Genomic DNA, 18,999 nt, shown 5'->3' with positions numbered 1-18,999 from the left:
GCGAACTTAAGGACAAGCCTGATGTTCATGACAGCCCTTGATGGCCTGGTTATTGCAGTAATCCTGTTTTCAGCCTTTCTGGCCATGGTACGCGGCTTTTCGCGTGAAGTTTTATCTTTGGCATCATGGGTCATTGCTGCCGTTGCGGCGGTGCTTCTTTATAAAAACCTCCTGCCCTTTGTGGAATCTTACCTTTCCAACAAAACAATCGCGCTAATTGCGAGTCTGGCAATCATTTTTGTCGTTGTTTTTCTCATTGTTTCCATCATTACAATGAAAATTGCGGATATTATTATAGATAGCCGAATCGGTGCACTGGATCGCACCGTAGGATTTATTTTCGGCGTTGTTCGCGGGCTTTTCATTATGGTCATCGCCATGTTGCTCATCAACCAGCTTATCAAACCGGAAGATCAGGCACCATGGCTGAAAGATGCTAAAACCAAGCCCATGCTTGATTCTTTGAGTAACCAGATTTGGGATTTATTACCGAAGGATCCGGACTGGATTTTCGACAAGGCTTCAACTGTGTTGAAAAAAGATGAACCGTTAAATACCGACAATAGCGTCGGAGAAAATCCGGCACAACCGGGTGATTGAATTAAAATGGGTGGCCTATATGCCGCCCATTTTTGCCTATATTACATGTTTTAATAGCTAATATTATTTAATTCTCTACGGGATGGTGAAAATGGCAAAAGAGGTCTTTTGTGAACCCGATTTTTCTTTCGATGACGATAGTTTGCATGAAGAATGCGGCGTTTTCGGAATTCTCGGACATAATGATGCGGCGACATTAACAGCTCTGGGCCTCCACGCCTTGCAACATCGTGGTCAGGAAGCAGCGGGTATCGTTTCTTATGATGGAACCGTATTTCATCAGGAAAAACATATGGGACTTGTCGGGGACCATTACACCAACCCGAAAACATTGGCGAACCTTCCCGGCGACCGCGCAATCGGCCATACACGCTATTCAACGACAGGTGAAACAGCATTGCGCAACGTCCAGCCGCTCTTTGCCGAACTTGAGGTGGGCGGCATTGCCATTGCCCATAATGGCAACCTTACCAATGGGCTCACAATCCGCCGTCAACTCATTGCATCGGGAGCTATCTGCCAGTCGACATCCGATTCGGAAGTAGTCCTTCACCTCATCGCCCGCTCGCGTCACGCAAAATCATCCGAACGTTTCGTCGACGCTATACGCCAGATCGAGGGTGGTTTTGCCATGATCGCCTTGACCCGCTCGAAGCTCATTGCCGCCCGTGATCCTGTTGGCATTCGACCGCTTGTTATGGGTGAACTGGATGGCAAGCCGATTTTCTGTTCGGAAACCTGTGCTCTCGATATTATCGGGGCAAAATATATTCGTGACGTCGAGAATGGCGAAGTGATTATTTGCCAGTTGCAAAAAAATGGCGAAATCACAATTAACACAATCAAACCGAAAGATCGTAAACCGGAAAAACTTTGCCTGTTTGAATATGTCTATTTTGCCCGTCCGGATTCAATTATTGGTGGACGCAGCGTTTATAATGCCCGCAAGAATATGGGCATTTATCTTGCCAAAGAAGCCCCGTGTGAGGGTGATGTGGTTGTTCCGGTTCCCGATGGCGGCACACCGGCTGCAATCGGTTATGCGCAACAAAGCGGCATTCCTTTCGAGCTTGGTATTATTCGTAACCACTATGTAGGCCGGACTTTTATTGAACCCACACAACAAATCCGCGCTTTCGGTGTAAAACTCAAACACTCGGCCAACCGCCCTGTTATTGAAGGAAAACGCGTTGTGCTGATTGATGACTCAATCGTACGCGGCACAACATCCATTAAAATTGTGCAAATGCTGCGCGAGGCGGGAGCTAAAGAAGTGCACATACGCGTCGCAAGCCCGATGATCTTTTATCCTGATTTTTACGGTATTGATACGCCGGAAGCTGCAAAACTCCTTGCCAACCAATATCCCGATCTTAAATCCATGTGTGAATTTATCGGCGCCGATTCATTACAATTTTTGTCGCTTGACGGGCTTTATATGGCGGTCGGCGGTGAAGTCAGAAACAATGCCGATCCGCAATTTACCGACCATTATTTTACCGGCGATTACCCGACCCGCCTTGTCGATCAGGAAAATGCCGATAATGTTCATAAGCTTTCTGTTTTGAATTGTGGATGATAATGGAAAAACATCAATTATTCGACCTTAAAGGTCGTGTTGCTCTTGTAACCGGTGCTTCACGCGGTATCGGTTACCATCTCGCTTTGGAACTTGCAAAACGCGGTGCCCATATCATTGCCGTTGCGCGAACTGTTGGTGGCTTGGAAGAACTTGATGACCAAATCAGGAAGGCCGGTTCTTCTACAACATTGGTACCGCTTGATCTTCATGATATGGCAGCGATCGACCGGTTGGGAAACGAGATTAACGAACGTTGGCATAAACTTGATGTGCTGGTTGCCAATGCCGGTGTTTTGGGATCTATTTCACCGGTTGCACATGTCGAAGCAAAAACATTTGAAGACGTATTTGAAATCAATGTTATCAGCCAATGGCGCTTGATCCGCGCCGTAGAACCGCTGTTGAGAAAGTCGGATTGCGCCCGCGCTATTCTATTTTCGTCCGGCGTCGTCCATAAACCACGGGCTTTTTGGGGGCCTTATGCCGCTTCCAAGGCTGCCTTCGAGGTGTTAGGGCGCTGTTGGGCCGATGAATTGAAAAACACATCCGTAAAGGTGAATATTGCAAGTCCGGGAGCCACACGTACCGCTATGCGTGCACAGGCGATGCCAGGCGAAGACCCGAACACATTGCCTTCAGCCGAAGAAATTGCAGCCAAAATTGTTCAACTGGCTTCCCCTGATCTGGAAGAGACCGGACAGTTTTTCGATGCCCGTAAAAATCGTTTTCTAACCTATCACGTTCCTGATTAGGAAAAACCTGATAAACGGCAGGAAAAGTCCGAACTGTTTTTCCGGAATAGTTGTCTTTTACCGCTCTATCTGCGTCTGTGAATGGCGCAGATTGCGAAATGCATTTTTCGCCGGCAGAAATAACCTTACGAAAAAAATGGGAGTTATCTTTATAATCCCTGCCTTTTATAATTCTTACAATTGCGGCAGTTGAGACCGCGCACCATTGCCGGAACATTTTGTGACAATCGCCAAAATTCCGGCCGGTAACAATCCGGTCATATGAAGTTTAACAGCCGGAAGATTCCGCGCAAGTTCCGAAAAATGTCTAAAAACGCCAATAAAGCTTTTCAAGCCTGAAAGTCGGTTTTTCCAGATTTCGGATTTGCGAGCTTGTTCTATAGGAACGCCAATTCAATCCGAACAGCAAGCCGCAAGAATTCACTATGCGAATACCCACCCAAAAACCGGAATTCCAATCGGAGATTTAATCTTTGTCTTCCGGTTCTTCTTCGTCGGTTGTTGCAACGCCGTCTTTTATTTTTTGCGCTTCACGAACCGAGCGTTTTTGATAGGCCATCAAGCTGAATGGCAAAAATACCATGTAACCGATTGCTGTAACAAGAAGCACCTGCCACGTGTAAGTGGCAAGAAAACCGACATAGATCACAACAACCAGCATACCGGGTATAACCACGTCGCGACGCAATTGCTGACCGACTGTTTTTCCGTTCCAGACCGGCAGACGGCTGATAAGCAGAAAAGCGATAACAACCGTATAAAGGCTGAAAACCAACGCCCAGCCCGCACCCGGTTCGAGGCCAAGACATCCGAGATAGATCGGCAGCAATACCAACAACGCCCCCGCCGGTGCCGGAACACCTACAAAATATTCCCGCTGCCAGCGTGGAATGTGTTTGTTATCAATCATCACGTTGAAACGGGCAAGCCGCAAACAACAGGCAATACAGTAAACGAGCGCGGCTATCCAGCCAACCTGATGAGCCTGATTGAGAAGAAAAGAATAGACAATCAAAGCCGGAGCAACACCGAAGTTCACAACATCGGCCAAGGAATCCATTTGTGCACCGAATGAAGAACCACCGCCCATGAGGCGCGCCAACCGCCCGTCGACACCATCGAGGACAGCGGCAAGCAAAACCATTAAAATAGCCGTTTCAAAACGGTGTTCAAAAGCGAGCCTGATACTGCTCACGCCCGCACATATTGCCAGAATGGTAATGACATTGGGAAGGACAAAGCGTATCGAAATTGACCGACGCGGCTTCGCATCATCATTTTTGTGTCCCTCCGGATCGAACGAAGAAAAAGGCGAAGAACTCTCCATTAAAATCTAATCCAGTCTAAAGTCTGTTATGGTCGCGCTCTTATCAAACGAAGCGAAAACAGTTTCACCGGCGATAGCCTTCTGGCCGATCGCCACCCGTAATTTTACATGAGCAGGCAGATAAACATCAAGTCTTGAACCGAAGCGGATAAGGCCGAACCGTTTGCCTGCGACCACAGGTTCATTTTCTTTCGACCAGCATACTATGCGGCGGGCAACAAGACCAGCCACTTGTACGACACCGATTTCACCATGAGCTGTTTCAATGACGAGACTGTTTCTCTCGTTATGGTCGCTTGCCTTGTCCAGCTCTGCATTGCCGAATTTTCCCGGCCGGTAAACAATGGATTTTACCACACCATCCATCGGTATACGATTGATATGACATGAAAATATATCCATGAACACCGAAACGCGCATCATTTCATTGTTGCCTAGACCAAGTTCCCTAGGCGGAACAAACAAACCGACAAATGAAATGCGACCGTCAGCAGGACTCATAACAAGGTTCATATCAATCGGCGTAACACGCTCCGGATCACGGAAAAAATAGATACACCATATCGTTAGAACCAGCCCGAACCAGAAAAGTGGATCCCATATCCACCCCAGAACGAGCGACAAAATGAAAAAACCGACGATAAACGGGTACCCTTCCTTATGGATGGGTGCAAAACCGTTACGAACCGATCTTACAATGCTCATACGTGTATTCCCCATTTATCTTACACCGCACCTGCCCGTTCGACACGAAGCCGGTTCCTGTTTATCCAATCAACGTGAAAAAAGCGATAGTTTGTTTCATCTTCATCTGCAAGATAGTTGTCAATGATGGGAGATAATGCCCAACTCATCTTCCTCGCGAATTTTGCGCAATTGCTCTTCTGCCTTGGAAGCTTCAAGCTGTTTGTGCCACATTGAAGCATAAAGGCCATCTTTGGCGAGCAATTCTTCATGTTTGCCGCGTTCAATAATCCGCCCGCCTTTTAACACCAGAATTTCGTCGGCTCCGATAATTGTCGAAAGTCTGTGAGCCACCACCAAAGTTGTACGCCCACGACTTACAACATCAAGCGCGTGCTGGATTTCGAGTTCCGTAGCTGTATCAAGAGCCGAGGTTGCCTCATCAAGAATGAGGATAGGTGGAGCTTTCAAAATTGTACGGGCAATCGCAACACGCTGTTTTTCACCACCTGAAAGCTTCAGCCCGCGTTCGCCGACCATTGACTGGTAACCATCCGGCAATTGCGCGATAAAATCGCCGATTTGCGCCATGTCGGCCGCCTTTTTCACTTCCTCGTCGGAAGCATCCGGACGGCCGTAACGGATATTATAGGCAATCGTATCATTAAAAAGCACTGTGTCTTGTGGCACCATGCCAATCGCTTGACGCAAGCTTTTTTGTGTTACAGAACGTATATCCTGCCCGTCAATCGTAATCGAGCCTTTTTGAACGTCGTAAAAACGAAATAACAACCTTGAAATCGTCGATTTTCCTGCCCCCGAAGGCCCGACTATGGCAACAGTTTTTCCCGCCGGTACAGAAAAATCTATATCTTTAAGAATTTGCCGGTTTGTATCGTAAGAAAATTCGACATGGTTGAAGCGGATTTCGCCTTCTTTAACAATAAGCGGTTTGGCATCGGGAGCGTCGGTAACTTCCTGTTTGACATCCAGAAGATCGAACATGGCTTCAATATCTGTCAAACCTTGGCGAACTTCCCGATAAATCGAACCGATGAAATTAAGCGGTATCGAAAGTTGCATGAGCAGCGCATTGATGAAAACAAAATCGCCGAGCGTGTGTGTGCCATGCATCACTTCATATGCCGACATCAGCATCATCACCGCCATACCTGCACCGAATATGACGGCCTGACCGAAATTGAGCCACCCCAGTGAAATCCACGTTTTGATAGCAGCCTTTTCATAACCGGCCATGGAGCTATCAAAACGTTTTGCCTCAAGGTCTTCATTGCCGAAATATTTCACCGTCTCGTAATTCAAAAGCGAGTCGATTGCCCTTGTATTTGCTTCGGTATCGGATTCGTTCATCTCACGGCGAATTGAAATGCGCCAATTGCTAGCCTTGATTGTAAACCACGTATAAAGCCCGACAGTTACAGCAACGACGCTCATATAATGCCAGCCATAACTGATATAGACCACCAGCGCAGTGAGCGCGAATTCAAGTACGGTCGGTGCTGTATTCAATATGGAAAAGCGGACAATTGCCTCGATGCCTTTCGTGCCACGTTCTATCACTCGTGATAGCCCGCCGGTTCGCCTTTCAAGATGAAATCTTAAAGACAATTCATGCATATGAACGAAAGTCTGATAGGCAAGTCTCCTGACAGCATGTTGGCCGACTGTTGCAAACAAAGCGTCGCGTAACTGGTTTAGTCCGGCCTGTAAAATGCGTGCCACATTATAGGCAAGAACCATCATGAAAGGTGCTGCAAAGATAGCCGGAAGCCAGGAAGGTGGTGTATAATCAACATTCAGAGCATTTGTGGCATATTTGAAAAAATACGGAACCGAGATCAGAACCAGTTTTGACAATACAAGATATAGGACTGCCCATAAAACACGCAGCTTCAAGTCCGGCCGATCGGATGGCCACATATAAGGCCAAAGATTGAGGATCGTACGAAACGTATTTCCTGAATCGGCCGAAACAGTTTTTGCTCTATTAGGTTCTGTCATTTTTCTTTCAAATCGGTTTGGCTACTTGAAGCATCGGTTTTTTGCACGTCGGTTATTTCGGGCAAAACCAATTCCTGACCGGTTGTGATATAGTCACGATTTTTCAAAATATCGGAATTTGCCGAATATATCGCGTCGCTATAACGGCTTGAACCATATGCTTTTTCGGCAATAGACGATAAACTGTCACCTTTTTCAACAATAATGGTTCTCACAGGTTTTCCGTGACGGTAGACCTGATTAACGGGCCGGTAACGTTCACCGATACGAAAAGGTGTAACGAGTGAGCCGACAATTTCACCTCCCTCATTGAAGAGGTCGACACGAAAAACATGGTCACCGGCAAATAGTGTGACAAAACGGGGAATAGAAAAATTTCCGGCTTCGTCGGTTTTGCCACTCCCTAGCCGCATATTCCCCAGCGTTGCAATAACCTGCATTTGTTTTCCGGCGTGCCCGCTAATTGTCAAAATACTATTTTTGTAGGTGATTCTTGTTATATCGAAATTTTTATCGTTATTTTTTCCGAGTTCGATAATTGCGGGAGTATTGGAAATAAATCGCGAAGAACCGGCAGGGTCGTTCATAAAAGCCGTCAATCCGTCTGCACCTTTATGTGAAACAATAACCGTGACCGTTTCAACCGATGTGAACGATTTTCCCGATTTGTCTGTTGCCCTCAAAACAAAATGATATTGGCCTTTACCCAGATTTTTTTGCAATGTCAGCGTGAAGGTGCCTTTTTCATCCGCATTTGTTTCGCCAAGTTTTCGTGCGCCGTCTATAAGTTCGACCACCGAATTTGCCGGTGCTTTGCCAAGGATGACTGCGTAATTATCGTCATTCAACATGAAACTCTCGAAACTCGGACTTTCAAGCTGGTCTGATTGAACATTGTTTTTTTCTTCTTGCGCGGATGCAATGCCGACAAACAACATAAACGCCCCCATCAATGAGAGCGTCAAAGTTACGGCAATTTTTTTTATCGACAAAAAGAATGCCATCAACAATCCTGTTTTTCGAGCACTTGACCAATCTTTTTCTGTCCTATTCCATTTGTAACCCAAACGGAATACCAAACTCGTCCGGACGATCTTTTTCCTGTGGTGTGCGTAACCACTTGACGGAATTTTTTTAAAACGGCAAAACACTGTTTATGACAAAAATCAATTCTATCTGCGTTTATTGTGGTTCTTCATCGGGCAACAATCCCGATTATGTCGACGCCGCAAGCAAACTTGGCAAACTTATGGCTCAAGCCGGCATTACACTGGTATATGGCGGTGGCACAACCGGCATTATGGGCACAATTGCACAATCAGTAAAAAGCAATGGTGGAAAAGTGGTCGGAATCATTCCCGATTTTCTTATCAAAAAAGAAGCCCGCAATAAAAATGATGACCTCTTTGACGAGTTCATTGTCACTGAAACAATGCATCAGCGCAAACAATTGATGTTCGATCGCTCGGATGCTTTTCTTGCTCTACCCGGTGGCATTGGAACACTGGAAGAAATTGTCGAGATCATGACGTGGGCGCAGCTTGGCCGACATATGAAGCCGATCGCTTTTGCCAATATAGATGGCTTTTATAACCCGATGATTGCTCTTCTCGACCATATGGCAAGACAAGGCTTCATCCATTCCGACCATAGATTGAAGCCTCTTGTTATTGACAATATCGAAAAAATTATCACTGCTCTTTCAAAAAATCAGGGTCTTAGCGTATTGTAAGTCATTGAAAGCTTTCGATATTCTTCCCGCAATGACGAGAATTCCACCTTTAACTTCCTGAAATCTGTCGCTTCGATATGTTTTGGGGGTGATCTCTTGTTTTTCCGATTATTTTTTAAGTTCGATAATCGTTTCTTTTGTCTTTTTATGTTTGATCGCTGACAGACTGGATACAGTATAAATCGCCAGTCCCAGCCAGATTATTGAAAAGGCAACCAATTGCACTGACGAGAACGGTTCGTGAAAAACAAAAATGGCTATCAAAAAAAGAAATGTCGGGGTCATGTATTGCATCAACCCCAGTGTGGTTAAATTCAGCGTCTTGGCTCCGACTGCAAACAGGATAAACGGAATTGCCGTAAAGGGGCCAGCCAATACGAGTAGCCCCACATCTTTCCATGAACCGTGGAAAAAATAATCCTCGCCCGTTGCAATAAAATAAAAGCAACCGATCAATGCGGGGAGCGTCATAATCAATGTTTCAAGTGCAAAACCTTCTGTCGGTCCGATAGGTAGAGATTTTCTGAAAAAAGCATAAAAGCCGAAAGTGAGCGGTAACAAAATCGCAATCCATGGCAGACCACCGGCGTTTATTGTCAAAATGGAAACCGCAATAAAGGCAAGCGCAATAGCAACCCACTGCCAACGACTGAGGTGTTCCCTCAAGAAAATAAGCGCCAGTATGACATTTACCAAAGGGTTTATGTAATAGCCCAGCGCAGCATCAACGGCATGATTATTGCCGATTGCCCAAATGTAAATGCTCCAATTGGCAGTCATAAGCGCAGACGTCAGAAAAGCCATAGCCATCATTCGCGGCTTCTTCAATGCTTCCCAAAGGGCACGCGTATGCCCGATCACAATAATAATGCCAAGCGCAATAGGTAGCGACCACAACACCCGATAAACAACGACTTCCATGACCGGAATATGGGCGACAGCTTTCATATAAAGCGGAAAAATGCCCCAAATAGCATATGCGCCGAGTGCCGCCAAAAAGCCTGAAATATTGGCCGGAAAGACCTTGCTATCTTTTAAAACAGGCTTTTTCATAAACATTTGTCAAATAATCCCGCTTTTTATTAATTGTTCAATAAAATTATCTGGTCGTACCTTTTACAATAAAAAGTCCCGTGCGTGTTCTGCCATTCCGGCTTTTTTCCTCATACCACTCGGCTGCGTAAATATTATCAAGAGATACTTTCTTCTTCTTCAACTGCTCTTCAAGCCAGGCTTCATCTTTACCGATTTCATCAAGGCTGCCATCAACGATACTTCCATTTTTTACAACAAGTGTCGCGTTTTTTCCCTCTTCCTTGCGGATAACCGAAAGACTGCCATTGGACTCAAGGCGGGCAAAGGCTACTTCATGAAGTGCACAGCCTTTTATTCTAAGCATTGTTGCAAAATCGTTCACATCAATGTTGAGCCGTTTGATTTCATCCATCTGGAATTTGCCGTCAAGCACGAGTGCAACATCACCACCAGCCACAAGATTATGGAAAAACACCGAATGGCGACGCAAATAATTCAATCCTATAACCAATAATTGCCAGATAATCAAAACAATTAATAACTGGATAACAGTGATTTTCGGATTATAGATAACACCGCCGATAATACCGCCCATCACGAAATTGCTAATCAAATCCGTCGGCGTCATCTGACTGAGACTTCCCCTACCGCTTGTACGCAGCACCAGAAGAAATACAGCAAGACCTATGAAAAGCTTGAGCGCCACATAGCCATAACCAAAAAGGTAATCCATACGTTAGACCTTCTTTATCATTGCCAGTGGCGAATTCTGGCGGGATTAATGTTTCATTTCCCAATGTGTCACGCGTTCGCCTGTCTGCGGATTTTTTTCGTCCCTCAGCACTATATCTTTCTTGAGAAGCTCGTCTCTGATGCGGTCGGCTTCTGCCCAATTTTTGTCTTTTATAAACGACAAGCGTTTGGCAATTTGGCTCTCGACAAATTGGCTATCTATTTCGCTTTGTCTGTTAAAGAGCGGGCAATCTTTGTCATTAAGCCATGTTTCATTCAACAAGCCCAAAAGCTCCATACCGGATTTGAGAGCTGCAACATTTTGCGATTTATAATATTGACGCAAAAAGGTAATGGCGCTCCAGCAATTGAGATCTTCGCCCAAAGCTTCGACAAGCTCGTCGCTTGCCGGTGCACCATCTCCGGAACGAACGTTTTGCTGGCGCAATAATTCATACCAGCGATAAAGTTCGCTGCTTGATTCGGCAAGGCGCTGTGCTGTCCAGTTTAAAGGTTCGCGATAATGGGTTTGCAACATGGAAAGGCGCGCACTGAGACCCACCCACTGGTGGCGCAGTTTTTCGTCAACTTGTGGCGATACTTCATTAAGTGCGGTTTCCAACACATCATGAATCGTGATGAAATTGCCCAGACTTTTGGACATTTTTTGCCCTTCAACCTGTAGAAAGCCGTTATGCATCCACAGATTTGCCATGCGCTCTGTTCCAAAGGCCGAGCAACTTTGTGCAATTTCGTTTTCATGGTGGGGAAAAACCAGATCTATGCCGCCGCCGTGAATATCGAAAACATTGTTTTGCGGATTATCACATGTGAGGCCGCCGCCAAAAGGAACCAATAATTTTGCCATCGACATAGCCGAACATTCTATGTGCCACCCCGGACGCCCTCTGGTTTTGATACCCGCAGGAGAAGGCCAACCCGGTTCCCCCTCTTTCGACGGTTTCCACAAAACAAAATCCATTTCGTCACGCTTATAGGCGGCAACATCGACACGGGCTCCCGCTATCATTTCATCAAGCGACCGGCGTGCAAGAGCACCATAACGGGGATGATCTCCCATGCTGGATACAGAAAACAACACATGATCTTCCGCAACATAGGCATGACCACGTTCAATCAGACGTTCGATCATCGCACGCATGTTATCAAGATTATCGGTTGCACGTGGCTGGGTTGTCGGAGGAAGACAGCCAAGAGCCGCCACATCCTCCTGAAACTGGTTATTGGTTTTTTCTGTTAGAATACGGATGGCTTCGTTTAACGGAAGTTCGGGATAATCACGGGCGGCACGTGCATTGATCTTATCGTCGACATCGGTAATGTTACGGGCATAGATGACATGTTCTTTTCCGTAGACATGGCGCAGCAAACGAAATAACACGTCAAAAACCACAACCGGACGTGCATTGCCGATATGGGCATAGTCATAAACTGTAGGCCCGCAGACATAAAGGCGCACCTTGTCAGCGTCGATCGGATGGAATTCCTCTTTCGTTCTTGTGAGCGTGTTGTAGAAATGCAAACTGGTCATCTATAATCTTTCATCTGTCAGGTAATACCAGATCCTTGGCAAGCCACAAAAAAATGGTCAAGGCATTTACCCTTATAATGTTAAATATCTCAGTGAAGCATTTAGAAAAGATCAAGCTGGTCTTTATTCTTTAAAGTTTTCCCCCGTTTTCGATCGTCCGGTTTTTCATTTTGCTGTTTTTCAGCCTTATGATTGAGCCGGTCACCGGTGTCGTTGTTCTCGTCGACAACGCTTATCCTGTCTTTTACGTCGCTATAGGGATAATTTGCATTATTGATTTTATCGGATACAGGAAAGACATGAAGTTCTTCGGCAGGCGTGTTTTTTAGAATATCCATAATGTCGGCGGGACGATAATTCCGGCAATCAAGCCATCTTTCTATATCCTTCTTGCGGACGATAACCGGCATACGATGGTGAATTTCCGCTAAAGGTGCTTTTGCTTCGGTTGTCAAAATAGCCGCGGTATCAATTTGCGAACCTTCACGACCACTCCACGTTTCCATAAGCCCTGCAAAACCGATAATGGCGTTATCATTGAAAGCCACATGATAAGGTTGTGACTTGCCATGGGGCTGTTTTTTCCATTCATAAAAGCCGGTTGCCGGAATAATCACACGATGATGTCGCAATGCGTTGGTAAAAGACTTTTTCACCGCAACTGTTTCAGAGCGTATATTGAATGTCAGCGGCCATTGATCGGGATTTTTTGTCCAGGAAGGAATAAAACCCCAACGCACCAGAACAGCATCATGTTCAGGCTTGTTCGAGAAACGATCACGATAGGCTTCCGGCGCTTTGACAACCAGAATTGGTTGGGTTGGCGCAATATTGTAGCGCTTGGGAAAATCTTCTTCTATCCAGGCATCAAAAGCATTGGCCACCTCGTTTTTCGAGGCTGCAAGCTCGTAGCGACCACACATGGCAATCCTTCTTTATTCACCAGTTCCAAAATAGTCTTCACACAAGAAAGGGGAGCTTTCATCATGTGAAAAATAACGGTTCGCGTCAGGCGACAGTCGAGGTAACAACAAAATATGCCGCCGAATCAAAAGACCAAGGCCTATCCGATAGATTTTTCATATCCGATTTATAATATCGGGCAAAAAAGCCGGAGACAATAAAACGAAACCGGATAAAAGGCCATTTTTCAAAGCATTTTCCAATTCCGCTATAAAGTGACGTTTTGACATTGCCCGAAAACCGCAAAAAGCCCTATAAAGGCCATCGCAATCGGGTTTAACTTCAATCCTGCTAACAAAAAGAGTCCGGAAAAATGAACAAGTATTTGAAACACCTTGTTATTTTTACTTTTCTTTTGTCGGTCATTCCGGCTCATGCCGAACCGGTTCCCCAATATGATGCCAAAATGTTGCGGCTTGCCGAAATCCTTGGCTCGCTCCATTATTTGCGTAATTTGTGTGGTGAAAAGACGCCTCTGTGGCGCGACAAGATGGAAGAGCTTATCAAAGCCGAAGATCCGACGCCGACACGCCGTGCACGCCTTTATGCGGCTTTCAACAATGCCTATCGTGCTTTTTCCGACAATTATCACACATGCACAAAAGCTGCTGTTGCTGCTGATCGTCGCTATATCAAGGAAGGAACAGCCCTTTCGCACGAGCTTTTGAACCGTTATGGCAATTAACCCTTTTTGACTATTAAGACTGACAGACAAAGATTTTATGGTAATGTAAGCTCCTGAACAGCACAGATATAACGAGTTCACCGATGAGCCAATCGAATACTGACCTTCCGGCCATTATTGCCGAAGAGCAAAAACATGTAGCCCACGAGTTTCAATCAGAAGCGTGGGTGGGCGGTATTTCCAACGGAATTGAACCGGAAATTCTCGCAGAAGCTGCATTTGATACCGCGCTCAAATATCTGCTTCAGGCGCGTAGTGAAAAACAGGTACTGAAATTATTGTCCCGTATGCATGACAAAGTCATAAGGGGTGAATTAAGCGATCATAAAACGATTCAATAAAAGGTCTTACATCATTGAAGAAATTTGTTTTTTGCGCGTTCCTGGGTGGTGTTTTATTTTACTCGCCGGTTGCAAATTCGCTTGAACTCGCCTCGACCGATTTGACCGACGAGAGTGTGAAAGTAAAAACAGATATTCCGAAAGTCGATGATTCTGCCAATCCCATTCCTTTGCCGGAAGCCAAAAAAAGCAAAGCGGTAAAAAGCACAGATACACCGCCCAAGGTTGAATATGACATCGAGAAATTGCCCGCCCCTGTCAAACTGATGCGGCAGAAAATTATTGATGCGGCAAAAAGCGGTGATGTCAACAACCTTAAACCGTTACTGGGTACAAGTAGTGATCCCACCCAGCTTTCGGTTTCCGACAATGTGAAAGATCCGATTGCTTATATAAAACAGCTTTCCGGCGATGGTGATGGCCTTGAAACCATGGCTATCATGATTGATCTCTTGAACTCCGGTTATGTTCATCTTGACGAAGAAGATGACGAGGAAATTTATGTCTGGCCCTATTTTGTAGCCTTGCCGATTGACAAGCTGTCAAAGCCACAGCTCGTTGAACTATTCCAGATTATGACTGCCGGTGATCTTGAAGAGATGAAGGAAATCGGAACTTACTCATTTTTCCGGATCGGCATAACACCGGACGGTACGTGGCGTTTTTTTGTCACCGGTGATTAGGCGATTTTGTTGACCGCCCGCCAATTTCGCCCAACAATTTTGCCTAAAGATTTCGCCTAAGACTTTCGCGCGATAATTTCCTGTATCAACATGATGATTGCCTGTGCCACACAGGTGAAGGTAAACTTTCAACGTTACGCGACGCCGTTATTTTGTGCAGTCATGGCTTGCAAGAGTGGAGGAAGAAGAGCGATTTTTTCAACTTTGAAATATCCCTCATGATTATAGGGCTCATCTGCCATTTCATGAATCCAGGTAATTTCATAAGGGATATAGACGGCGAAGGTTCCGGCCGCGAGCGCCGGTAAAATATCCGATTTCAATGAATTTCCTATCATTACGAAGTTTTTGGCGTTGAGTCCGTTGCGTTTCAACAATTCCTCGTAAACAGCTTTGTCTTTGTGGCTGACAATTTCAATTCTGTCAAAATAATCGGCCAATCCCGATTTTGCCAACTTGCGGGCTTGTTCGACAAGATCTCCCTTGCTTACGAGCAGCAAACGGTATTTTTTATGGAGCGTTTCAAGAGTTTCGACAACATTATCAATGAGCTTCACCGGCTGTTCCATCATCCCGCGCCCAAGCGAGAGAATTTCTTTTATCAGGTTCGAGGGGATGGTTCGTTTGTAAATGAGGCTTGCAGCCTCGATCATTGAAAGTGTGAACGGTTTAAAACCGTAGCCGTAGAGACCGATATTACGCGAAATTGTAGAAAAAAGGACGTTTTCAATTGTTTCTTTATCGGCACAATTTTCAAGAAGCTGAACAAAGTGCTGTTCAGCCTCCCGAAACGATTTTTCATTGTGCCAAAGTGTATCATCGCCATCAAGGCCGATAGTGGTGATCGTCATTACCGTTTAGTTTGTATGGTGCAAACATTCCAGAAACTCGATCGGTTCGCCAGTCGATGGCGTAACAATTTCGCCCTGCCACATGACAGTTTTTCCGCGAATAATGGTTCCCACCGGCCACCCCTTGACCTTCTTGCCGTCATAGGGTGTCCAACCGGCTTTCGAGCCGATCTGTCCATTGCGAATAACTTCTTCACGTTTCAAATCGACAATTGTCAGATCTGCATCATAACCGGCTGCAATGCGCCCTTTGCGACTGATACCGAAAATACGATTGGGGCCATGCGAGGTGAGGTCAACAAAACGTTCAAGCGAAAGTCTGCCGGCATTGACGTGATCGAGCATAATGGCTGCTGTGGTCTGAACGCCTGTCATGCCCGAAGGTGATGCCGGATAGGTTTTGTGCTTCTCTTCCAATGTGTGTGGCGCATGGTCGGAACCGAGAACATCAATGATGCCTTGTCTGACACCATACCATATGCCGGCACGATGGCGGCTTTCACGGATTGGCGGGTTCATCTGGATAAGTGTCCCCAAACGCGCATAATCATCTGCTGTCAAAGTCAAGTGGTGCTGTGTTGCTTCCAGAGTGGCAACATCTTTATGATTTTTGAGAAATTCGATTTCCTCGGCCGTCGAGACATGGAGAACATGAATGCGTGCTCCGGTTTCATGTGCAATTTTGACCAGACGCTTTGTGCAATGAAGGGCTGCTTCCACGTCGCGCCAGACCGGATGGGATGAAGGGTCACCTTCGACACGCAAATGTTTGCGTTCATTAAGCCGTGCTTCGTCTTCGGAATGGAATGCTGCGCGACGGCGGGTATGTTTGAGTATTTCTTTCACTCCCGCATCGTCGGCAACAAGCAGATTACCCGTTGATGACCCCATGAAAACCTTTATACCGGCAGCACCGGGTAAACGTTCGAGTTCACCGACATCGCGGGCATTTTCATGCGTTCCACCGACCCAGAAAGCAAAGTCGCAATGCATGCGGTGGTAGCCGCGTTTCACTTTGTCGGCGAGAGCTGCTTCACTGGTTGTCAAAGGATTGGTATTGGGCATTTCAAAGACTGCTGTCACACCGCCCAATACGGCTGACCGTGAACCGGTTTCAAGATCTTCTTTATATTCGCCACCGGGTTCACGAAAATGCACTTGGCTATCAATCATTCCGGGCAAAATATGAAGTCCCGTGCAATCAACCGTTTCACCAGCCGAACAAGCCGACAAATCGCCAATTTCGGCGATGCGCCCATTAACAATGCCAATGTCCCTTTGGCCGATCCCGTCATGATTGACAACTGTTCCGCCTTTAAAAATCCTATCAAATGTTCTCGACATTACTTTTGCTCCTTGCAGCCCATAACTATACCGATTACGTAAATGCGAGAAGAAAGGCAAGGAAAATGCTTGAAAGTCACTGCTCTCTTACCCTCGAAAACCACCGTCTATTGACGATTACAGGCGATGATAGGACGCATTTTTTAGAACGTCTGATAACCACCGATGTCGAAAAAATCGGCGTTGGCGAACTATTGCCCGGTGCCTTACTGTCACCACAAGGTAAAGTGCTTTTCGATTTTCTGATTGGCCGGTCCGACACTGCTTATCTCATTGATATTTCTGCGAGCCTTGCCGACAATTTTATGAAACGGTTGAACCTTTATCGAATGCGTTCCAAAGTGGAAATTAATGAATCTCCTGAATCGGTTATCCGGATTTTTTGGCAAAAAGATTCAGCTACTTCGGAAAGTGATTCAAGTTTTGTCGATAAACGCTTTCCGCCACAAGAAAAAATTATCCGCACCTATGGGAAAAAACTGCCCGCCCTCCCCTTTTCGCAAACAGCATCCGATCAATGGGATCTTCTGCGAATAAAATATGGAATTGCCGAAAGCGGAAAAGATTTTAATGTCGGCGATGTTTTCCCGCATGACATCAATTTTGACGAGACCGGCGCCATTTCTTATAAAAAAGGATGTTATATAGGACAGGAAGTGGTGTCGCGAATGCACCATAGAGGCACTATCCGTCGCCGGATGTTGGTGGTCGAAGGAAAAGACAATCTTCCGAATGCGGGTTCTATTGAATGTGACGGCAAAATGATTGGCAATCTTGGCACAGTCATTGGTAACCATGCCTCGGCAATTGTGCGGATTGACAAGGTGAAGGCCGGCATTGATAAACACATTCCTTTTTTCGTGGAAAATGTGCCCGTAACTCTGACAATAGCACCCAATATGAATTACAGTTTCCCCGATGAAGTGTCGGAAGGTGAATGAATGGCTGACGCCGAAATAACCCGTAATGGAGAAGCCCGTGCCTGGCAACGCATGTTGTCAGGGCGCAGACTGGATCTCATCAATCCATCTCCTCTTGATGTCGAGATTAGCGATATTGCTCACGGTCTTGCACGTGTTGCGCGCTGGAATGGACAGACAAAAGGCGAATATGCCTATTCTGTTGCACAACATTCGTTATTGGTCGAACAGATTTACCGGCGCCTTAATCACTCGGCAACGGCCGAAGAAAAGCAACTCGCGCTTCTCCATGATGCGCCTGAATATGTCATTGGCGATATGATTTCGCCCTTCAAAGCGGTTATGGGCGGGAGTTACGAAATCATAGAAAAAAGGCTTGAAGACGCAATCCGTATCCGTTTCGGCCTTCCCACCGAACTCACAAAAAAAACCATAAAACAATTAAAACATGCCGATCGTATTGCTGCATTTTTTGAAGCAACAAGGCTTGCCGGCTTCAGCAAGGAAGAAGCAATCCGTTATTTTGGCGAACCTGATGCGATCAAACCCGAAGGGCTTGATCTGGTACCACGACCAACTCCGCAAATAGAGGGCGCGTTTCTCGCCCGTTTCAACGCTATCGAACAAGAAAGGAAGCAATGATGGCCTATCTTGTCGTATCACCGCTTTCAAAATTGGCTGAAACCGCCCTTCGGCACTCTCCCCGCGAACTTGTTACCTTGATGAATAAAGGCACCGCAATGGAACGCCCCGCCATGATTGCGGAAAATTGCCATTATTACCTTGAATTCAATGATATTAATGAACCGCAAGACGGCCTTGTTGCACCCACTGAAACCGAAATTTACAAGCTTCTTGATATTGCCGGTAACTGGAACCGTTCCCATCCGCTGCTGATAAATTGCTTTTTGGGAATATCACGCTCAACGGCGGCTGCATTTCTGATGGCCTGTGCACTCCAGCCGCAAAAAAGCGAAGCCGACATTGCCAAACTTCTACGCCAAAATTCGGCTACTGCCACGCCTAACAAACTCATGGTCGCACTTGCTGATAAAATACTCGGCCGCGGCGGGCGCATGAGTGCCGCTATTGCGGATATTGGACGCGGGGCAGAAGCTTTTGAAGGAACACCTTTTATTCTGCCTATCGAAAATCAGGCCGGATGAGGTAAAATAGTCCAGCCTGTTTTTAAAG

20 protein-coding genes are annotated in these 18,999 nt (G+C 46.0%); 10 read left to right on the top strand and 10 right to left on the bottom strand.

The genetic code is table 11. The annotated features are described in order from the left end of the window. Positions 1–21 precede the first annotated feature (21 nt). The 3 genes from H3S94_RS05585 (at position 22) to H3S94_RS05575 (ending at position 2,934) form a co-directional block, all read left to right on the top strand. Entirely contained in the window at positions 22–600 is a 579-nt protein-coding gene (locus tag H3S94_RS05585) for a CvpA family protein (protein WP_198240521.1), read from the top strand. Positions 601–691: 91 nt separating this feature from the next. Beyond that, positions 692–2,179 carry an amidophosphoribosyltransferase gene (gene purF / locus H3S94_RS05580; protein ID WP_369805227.1) on the top strand — a complete coding sequence of 496 codons (1,488 nt, stop codon included), beginning with the start codon at positions 692–694 and terminating at the stop codon, positions 2,177–2,179. Positions 2,180–2,181: 2 nt separating this feature from the next. Next, entirely contained in the window at positions 2,182–2,934 is a 753-nt protein-coding gene (locus H3S94_RS05575) for an SDR family NAD(P)-dependent oxidoreductase (RefSeq protein WP_198240520.1), read from the top strand. Between the two features lie 466 nt (positions 2,935–3,400). Here the strand turns inward: H3S94_RS05575 and pssA are convergent, their stop codons facing one another. The 4 genes from pssA to H3S94_RS05555 form a co-directional block, all read right to left on the bottom strand. Further along, positions 3,401–4,261 carry a CDP-diacylglycerol--serine O-phosphatidyltransferase gene (gene pssA / locus H3S94_RS05570; protein WP_198240519.1) on the bottom strand — a complete coding sequence of 287 codons (861 nt, stop codon included), beginning with the start codon at positions 4,259–4,261 and terminating at the stop codon, positions 3,401–3,403. A gap of 6 nt (positions 4,262–4,267) precedes the next feature. Beyond that, on the bottom strand, positions 4,268–4,966 hold the full coding sequence (locus H3S94_RS05565; RefSeq protein ID WP_077991696.1) for a phosphatidylserine decarboxylase: 699 nt from the start codon (positions 4,964–4,966) through the stop codon (positions 4,268–4,270). A 120-nt stretch (positions 4,967–5,086) separates the two neighbouring features. Next, on the bottom strand, positions 5,087–6,967 hold the full coding sequence (locus H3S94_RS05560) for an ABC transporter ATP-binding protein/permease (protein ID WP_198230931.1): 1,881 nt from the start codon (positions 6,965–6,967) through the stop codon (positions 5,087–5,089). Further along, positions 6,964–7,971 (bottom strand): Ig-like domain-containing protein, encoded by a 1,008-nt coding sequence (locus H3S94_RS05555; RefSeq protein WP_198240518.1) that lies wholly within the window; start codon positions 7,969–7,971, stop codon positions 6,964–6,966. The genes H3S94_RS05560 and H3S94_RS05555 overlap by 4 nt, the downstream gene beginning before the upstream one ends. A 152-nt stretch (positions 7,972–8,123) precedes the next feature. On the opposite strand from H3S94_RS05555, the gene H3S94_RS05550 reads away from it, so the two are divergent. Further along, complete coding sequence (locus H3S94_RS05550) at positions 8,124–8,699, top strand: TIGR00730 family Rossman fold protein (protein ID WP_198240517.1); 576 nt, start codon at positions 8,124–8,126, stop codon at positions 8,697–8,699. Positions 8,700–8,807: 108 nt separating this feature from the next. Here the strand turns inward: H3S94_RS05550 and rarD are convergent, their stop codons facing one another. From rarD to H3S94_RS05530, 4 genes are all read right to left on the bottom strand, one after another. Beyond that, positions 8,808–9,758: an EamA family transporter RarD gene (rarD, locus tag H3S94_RS05545; RefSeq protein WP_369805707.1), complete on the bottom strand. Its 951-nt coding sequence runs from the start codon at positions 9,756–9,758 to the stop codon at positions 8,808–8,810. A 40-nt stretch (positions 9,759–9,798) separates the two neighbouring features. Further along, positions 9,799–10,467 carry a DUF421 domain-containing protein gene (locus H3S94_RS05540; protein WP_198240516.1) on the bottom strand — a complete coding sequence of 223 codons (669 nt, stop codon included), beginning with the start codon at positions 10,465–10,467 and terminating at the stop codon, positions 9,799–9,801. 45 nt (positions 10,468–10,512) lie between these two features. Then, entirely contained in the window at positions 10,513–12,018 is a 1,506-nt protein-coding gene (gene cysS / locus H3S94_RS05535; protein ID WP_198240515.1) for a cysteine--tRNA ligase, read from the bottom strand. Between the two features lie 101 nt (positions 12,019–12,119). Beyond that, positions 12,120–12,941: an SOS response-associated peptidase gene (locus H3S94_RS05530; RefSeq protein WP_198240514.1), complete on the bottom strand. Its 822-nt coding sequence runs from the start codon at positions 12,939–12,941 to the stop codon at positions 12,120–12,122. 353 nt (positions 12,942–13,294) lie between these two features. Between H3S94_RS05530 and H3S94_RS05525 the strand changes: the two genes are divergently transcribed. The 3 genes from H3S94_RS05525 (at position 13,295) to H3S94_RS05515 (ending at position 14,690) form a co-directional block, all read left to right on the top strand. Next, positions 13,295–13,666 carry a TIGR02301 family protein gene (locus tag H3S94_RS05525; protein ID WP_198240513.1) on the top strand — a complete coding sequence of 124 codons (372 nt, stop codon included), beginning with the start codon at positions 13,295–13,297 and terminating at the stop codon, positions 13,664–13,666. An 83-nt stretch (positions 13,667–13,749) separates the two neighbouring features. Further along, positions 13,750–14,007, top strand: a complete 258-nt coding sequence (locus tag H3S94_RS05520; protein WP_077991680.1) for a hypothetical protein — start codon at positions 13,750–13,752, stop codon at positions 14,005–14,007. 14 nt (positions 14,008–14,021) lie between these two features. Further along, positions 14,022–14,690 carry a hypothetical protein gene (locus H3S94_RS05515; protein WP_246786434.1) on the top strand — a complete coding sequence of 223 codons (669 nt, stop codon included), beginning with the start codon at positions 14,022–14,024 and terminating at the stop codon, positions 14,688–14,690. Between the two features lie 134 nt (positions 14,691–14,824). On the opposite strand, the gene H3S94_RS05510 is transcribed toward H3S94_RS05515, so the two are convergent. Further along, positions 14,825–15,541, bottom strand: a complete 717-nt coding sequence (locus H3S94_RS05510) for an HAD family hydrolase (protein WP_198240512.1) — start codon at positions 15,539–15,541, stop codon at positions 14,825–14,827. Positions 15,542–15,547: 6 nt separating this feature from the next. Further along, positions 15,548–16,885 (bottom strand): dihydroorotase, encoded by a 1,338-nt coding sequence (locus H3S94_RS05505; protein WP_198240511.1) that lies wholly within the window; start codon positions 16,883–16,885, stop codon positions 15,548–15,550. Between the two features lie 65 nt (positions 16,886–16,950). Between H3S94_RS05505 and H3S94_RS05500 the strand changes: the two genes are divergently transcribed. Genes H3S94_RS05500 through H3S94_RS05490 form a run of 3 tightly spaced genes read left to right on the top strand, consistent with a single transcriptional unit; the run spans position 16,951 to position 18,971 of the window. Beyond that, positions 16,951–17,826: a folate-binding protein YgfZ gene (locus tag H3S94_RS05500; protein ID WP_198240510.1), complete on the top strand. Its 876-nt coding sequence runs from the start codon at positions 16,951–16,953 to the stop codon at positions 17,824–17,826. Further along, positions 17,827–18,447 (top strand): YfbR-like 5'-deoxynucleotidase, encoded by a 621-nt coding sequence (locus H3S94_RS05495; RefSeq protein ID WP_077991674.1) that lies wholly within the window; start codon positions 17,827–17,829, stop codon positions 18,445–18,447. Beyond that, positions 18,444–18,971, top strand: coding sequence for a hypothetical protein (locus H3S94_RS05490; protein WP_335617820.1), 528 nt, complete (start codon positions 18,444–18,446; stop codon positions 18,969–18,971). Before H3S94_RS05495 ends, H3S94_RS05490 begins: the two co-directional genes overlap by 4 nt. Positions 18,972–18,999: the final 28 nt, after the last annotated feature.

The organism is Bartonella sp. B10834G3, from assembly GCF_016102505.1.
Taxonomy (GTDB): domain Bacteria; phylum Pseudomonadota; class Alphaproteobacteria; order Rhizobiales; family Rhizobiaceae; genus Bartonella; species Bartonella choladocola.
The sequence above is the reverse complement of the archived record's forward strand: the minus strand, read 5'-3'. Positions and strand labels throughout refer to the sequence as shown.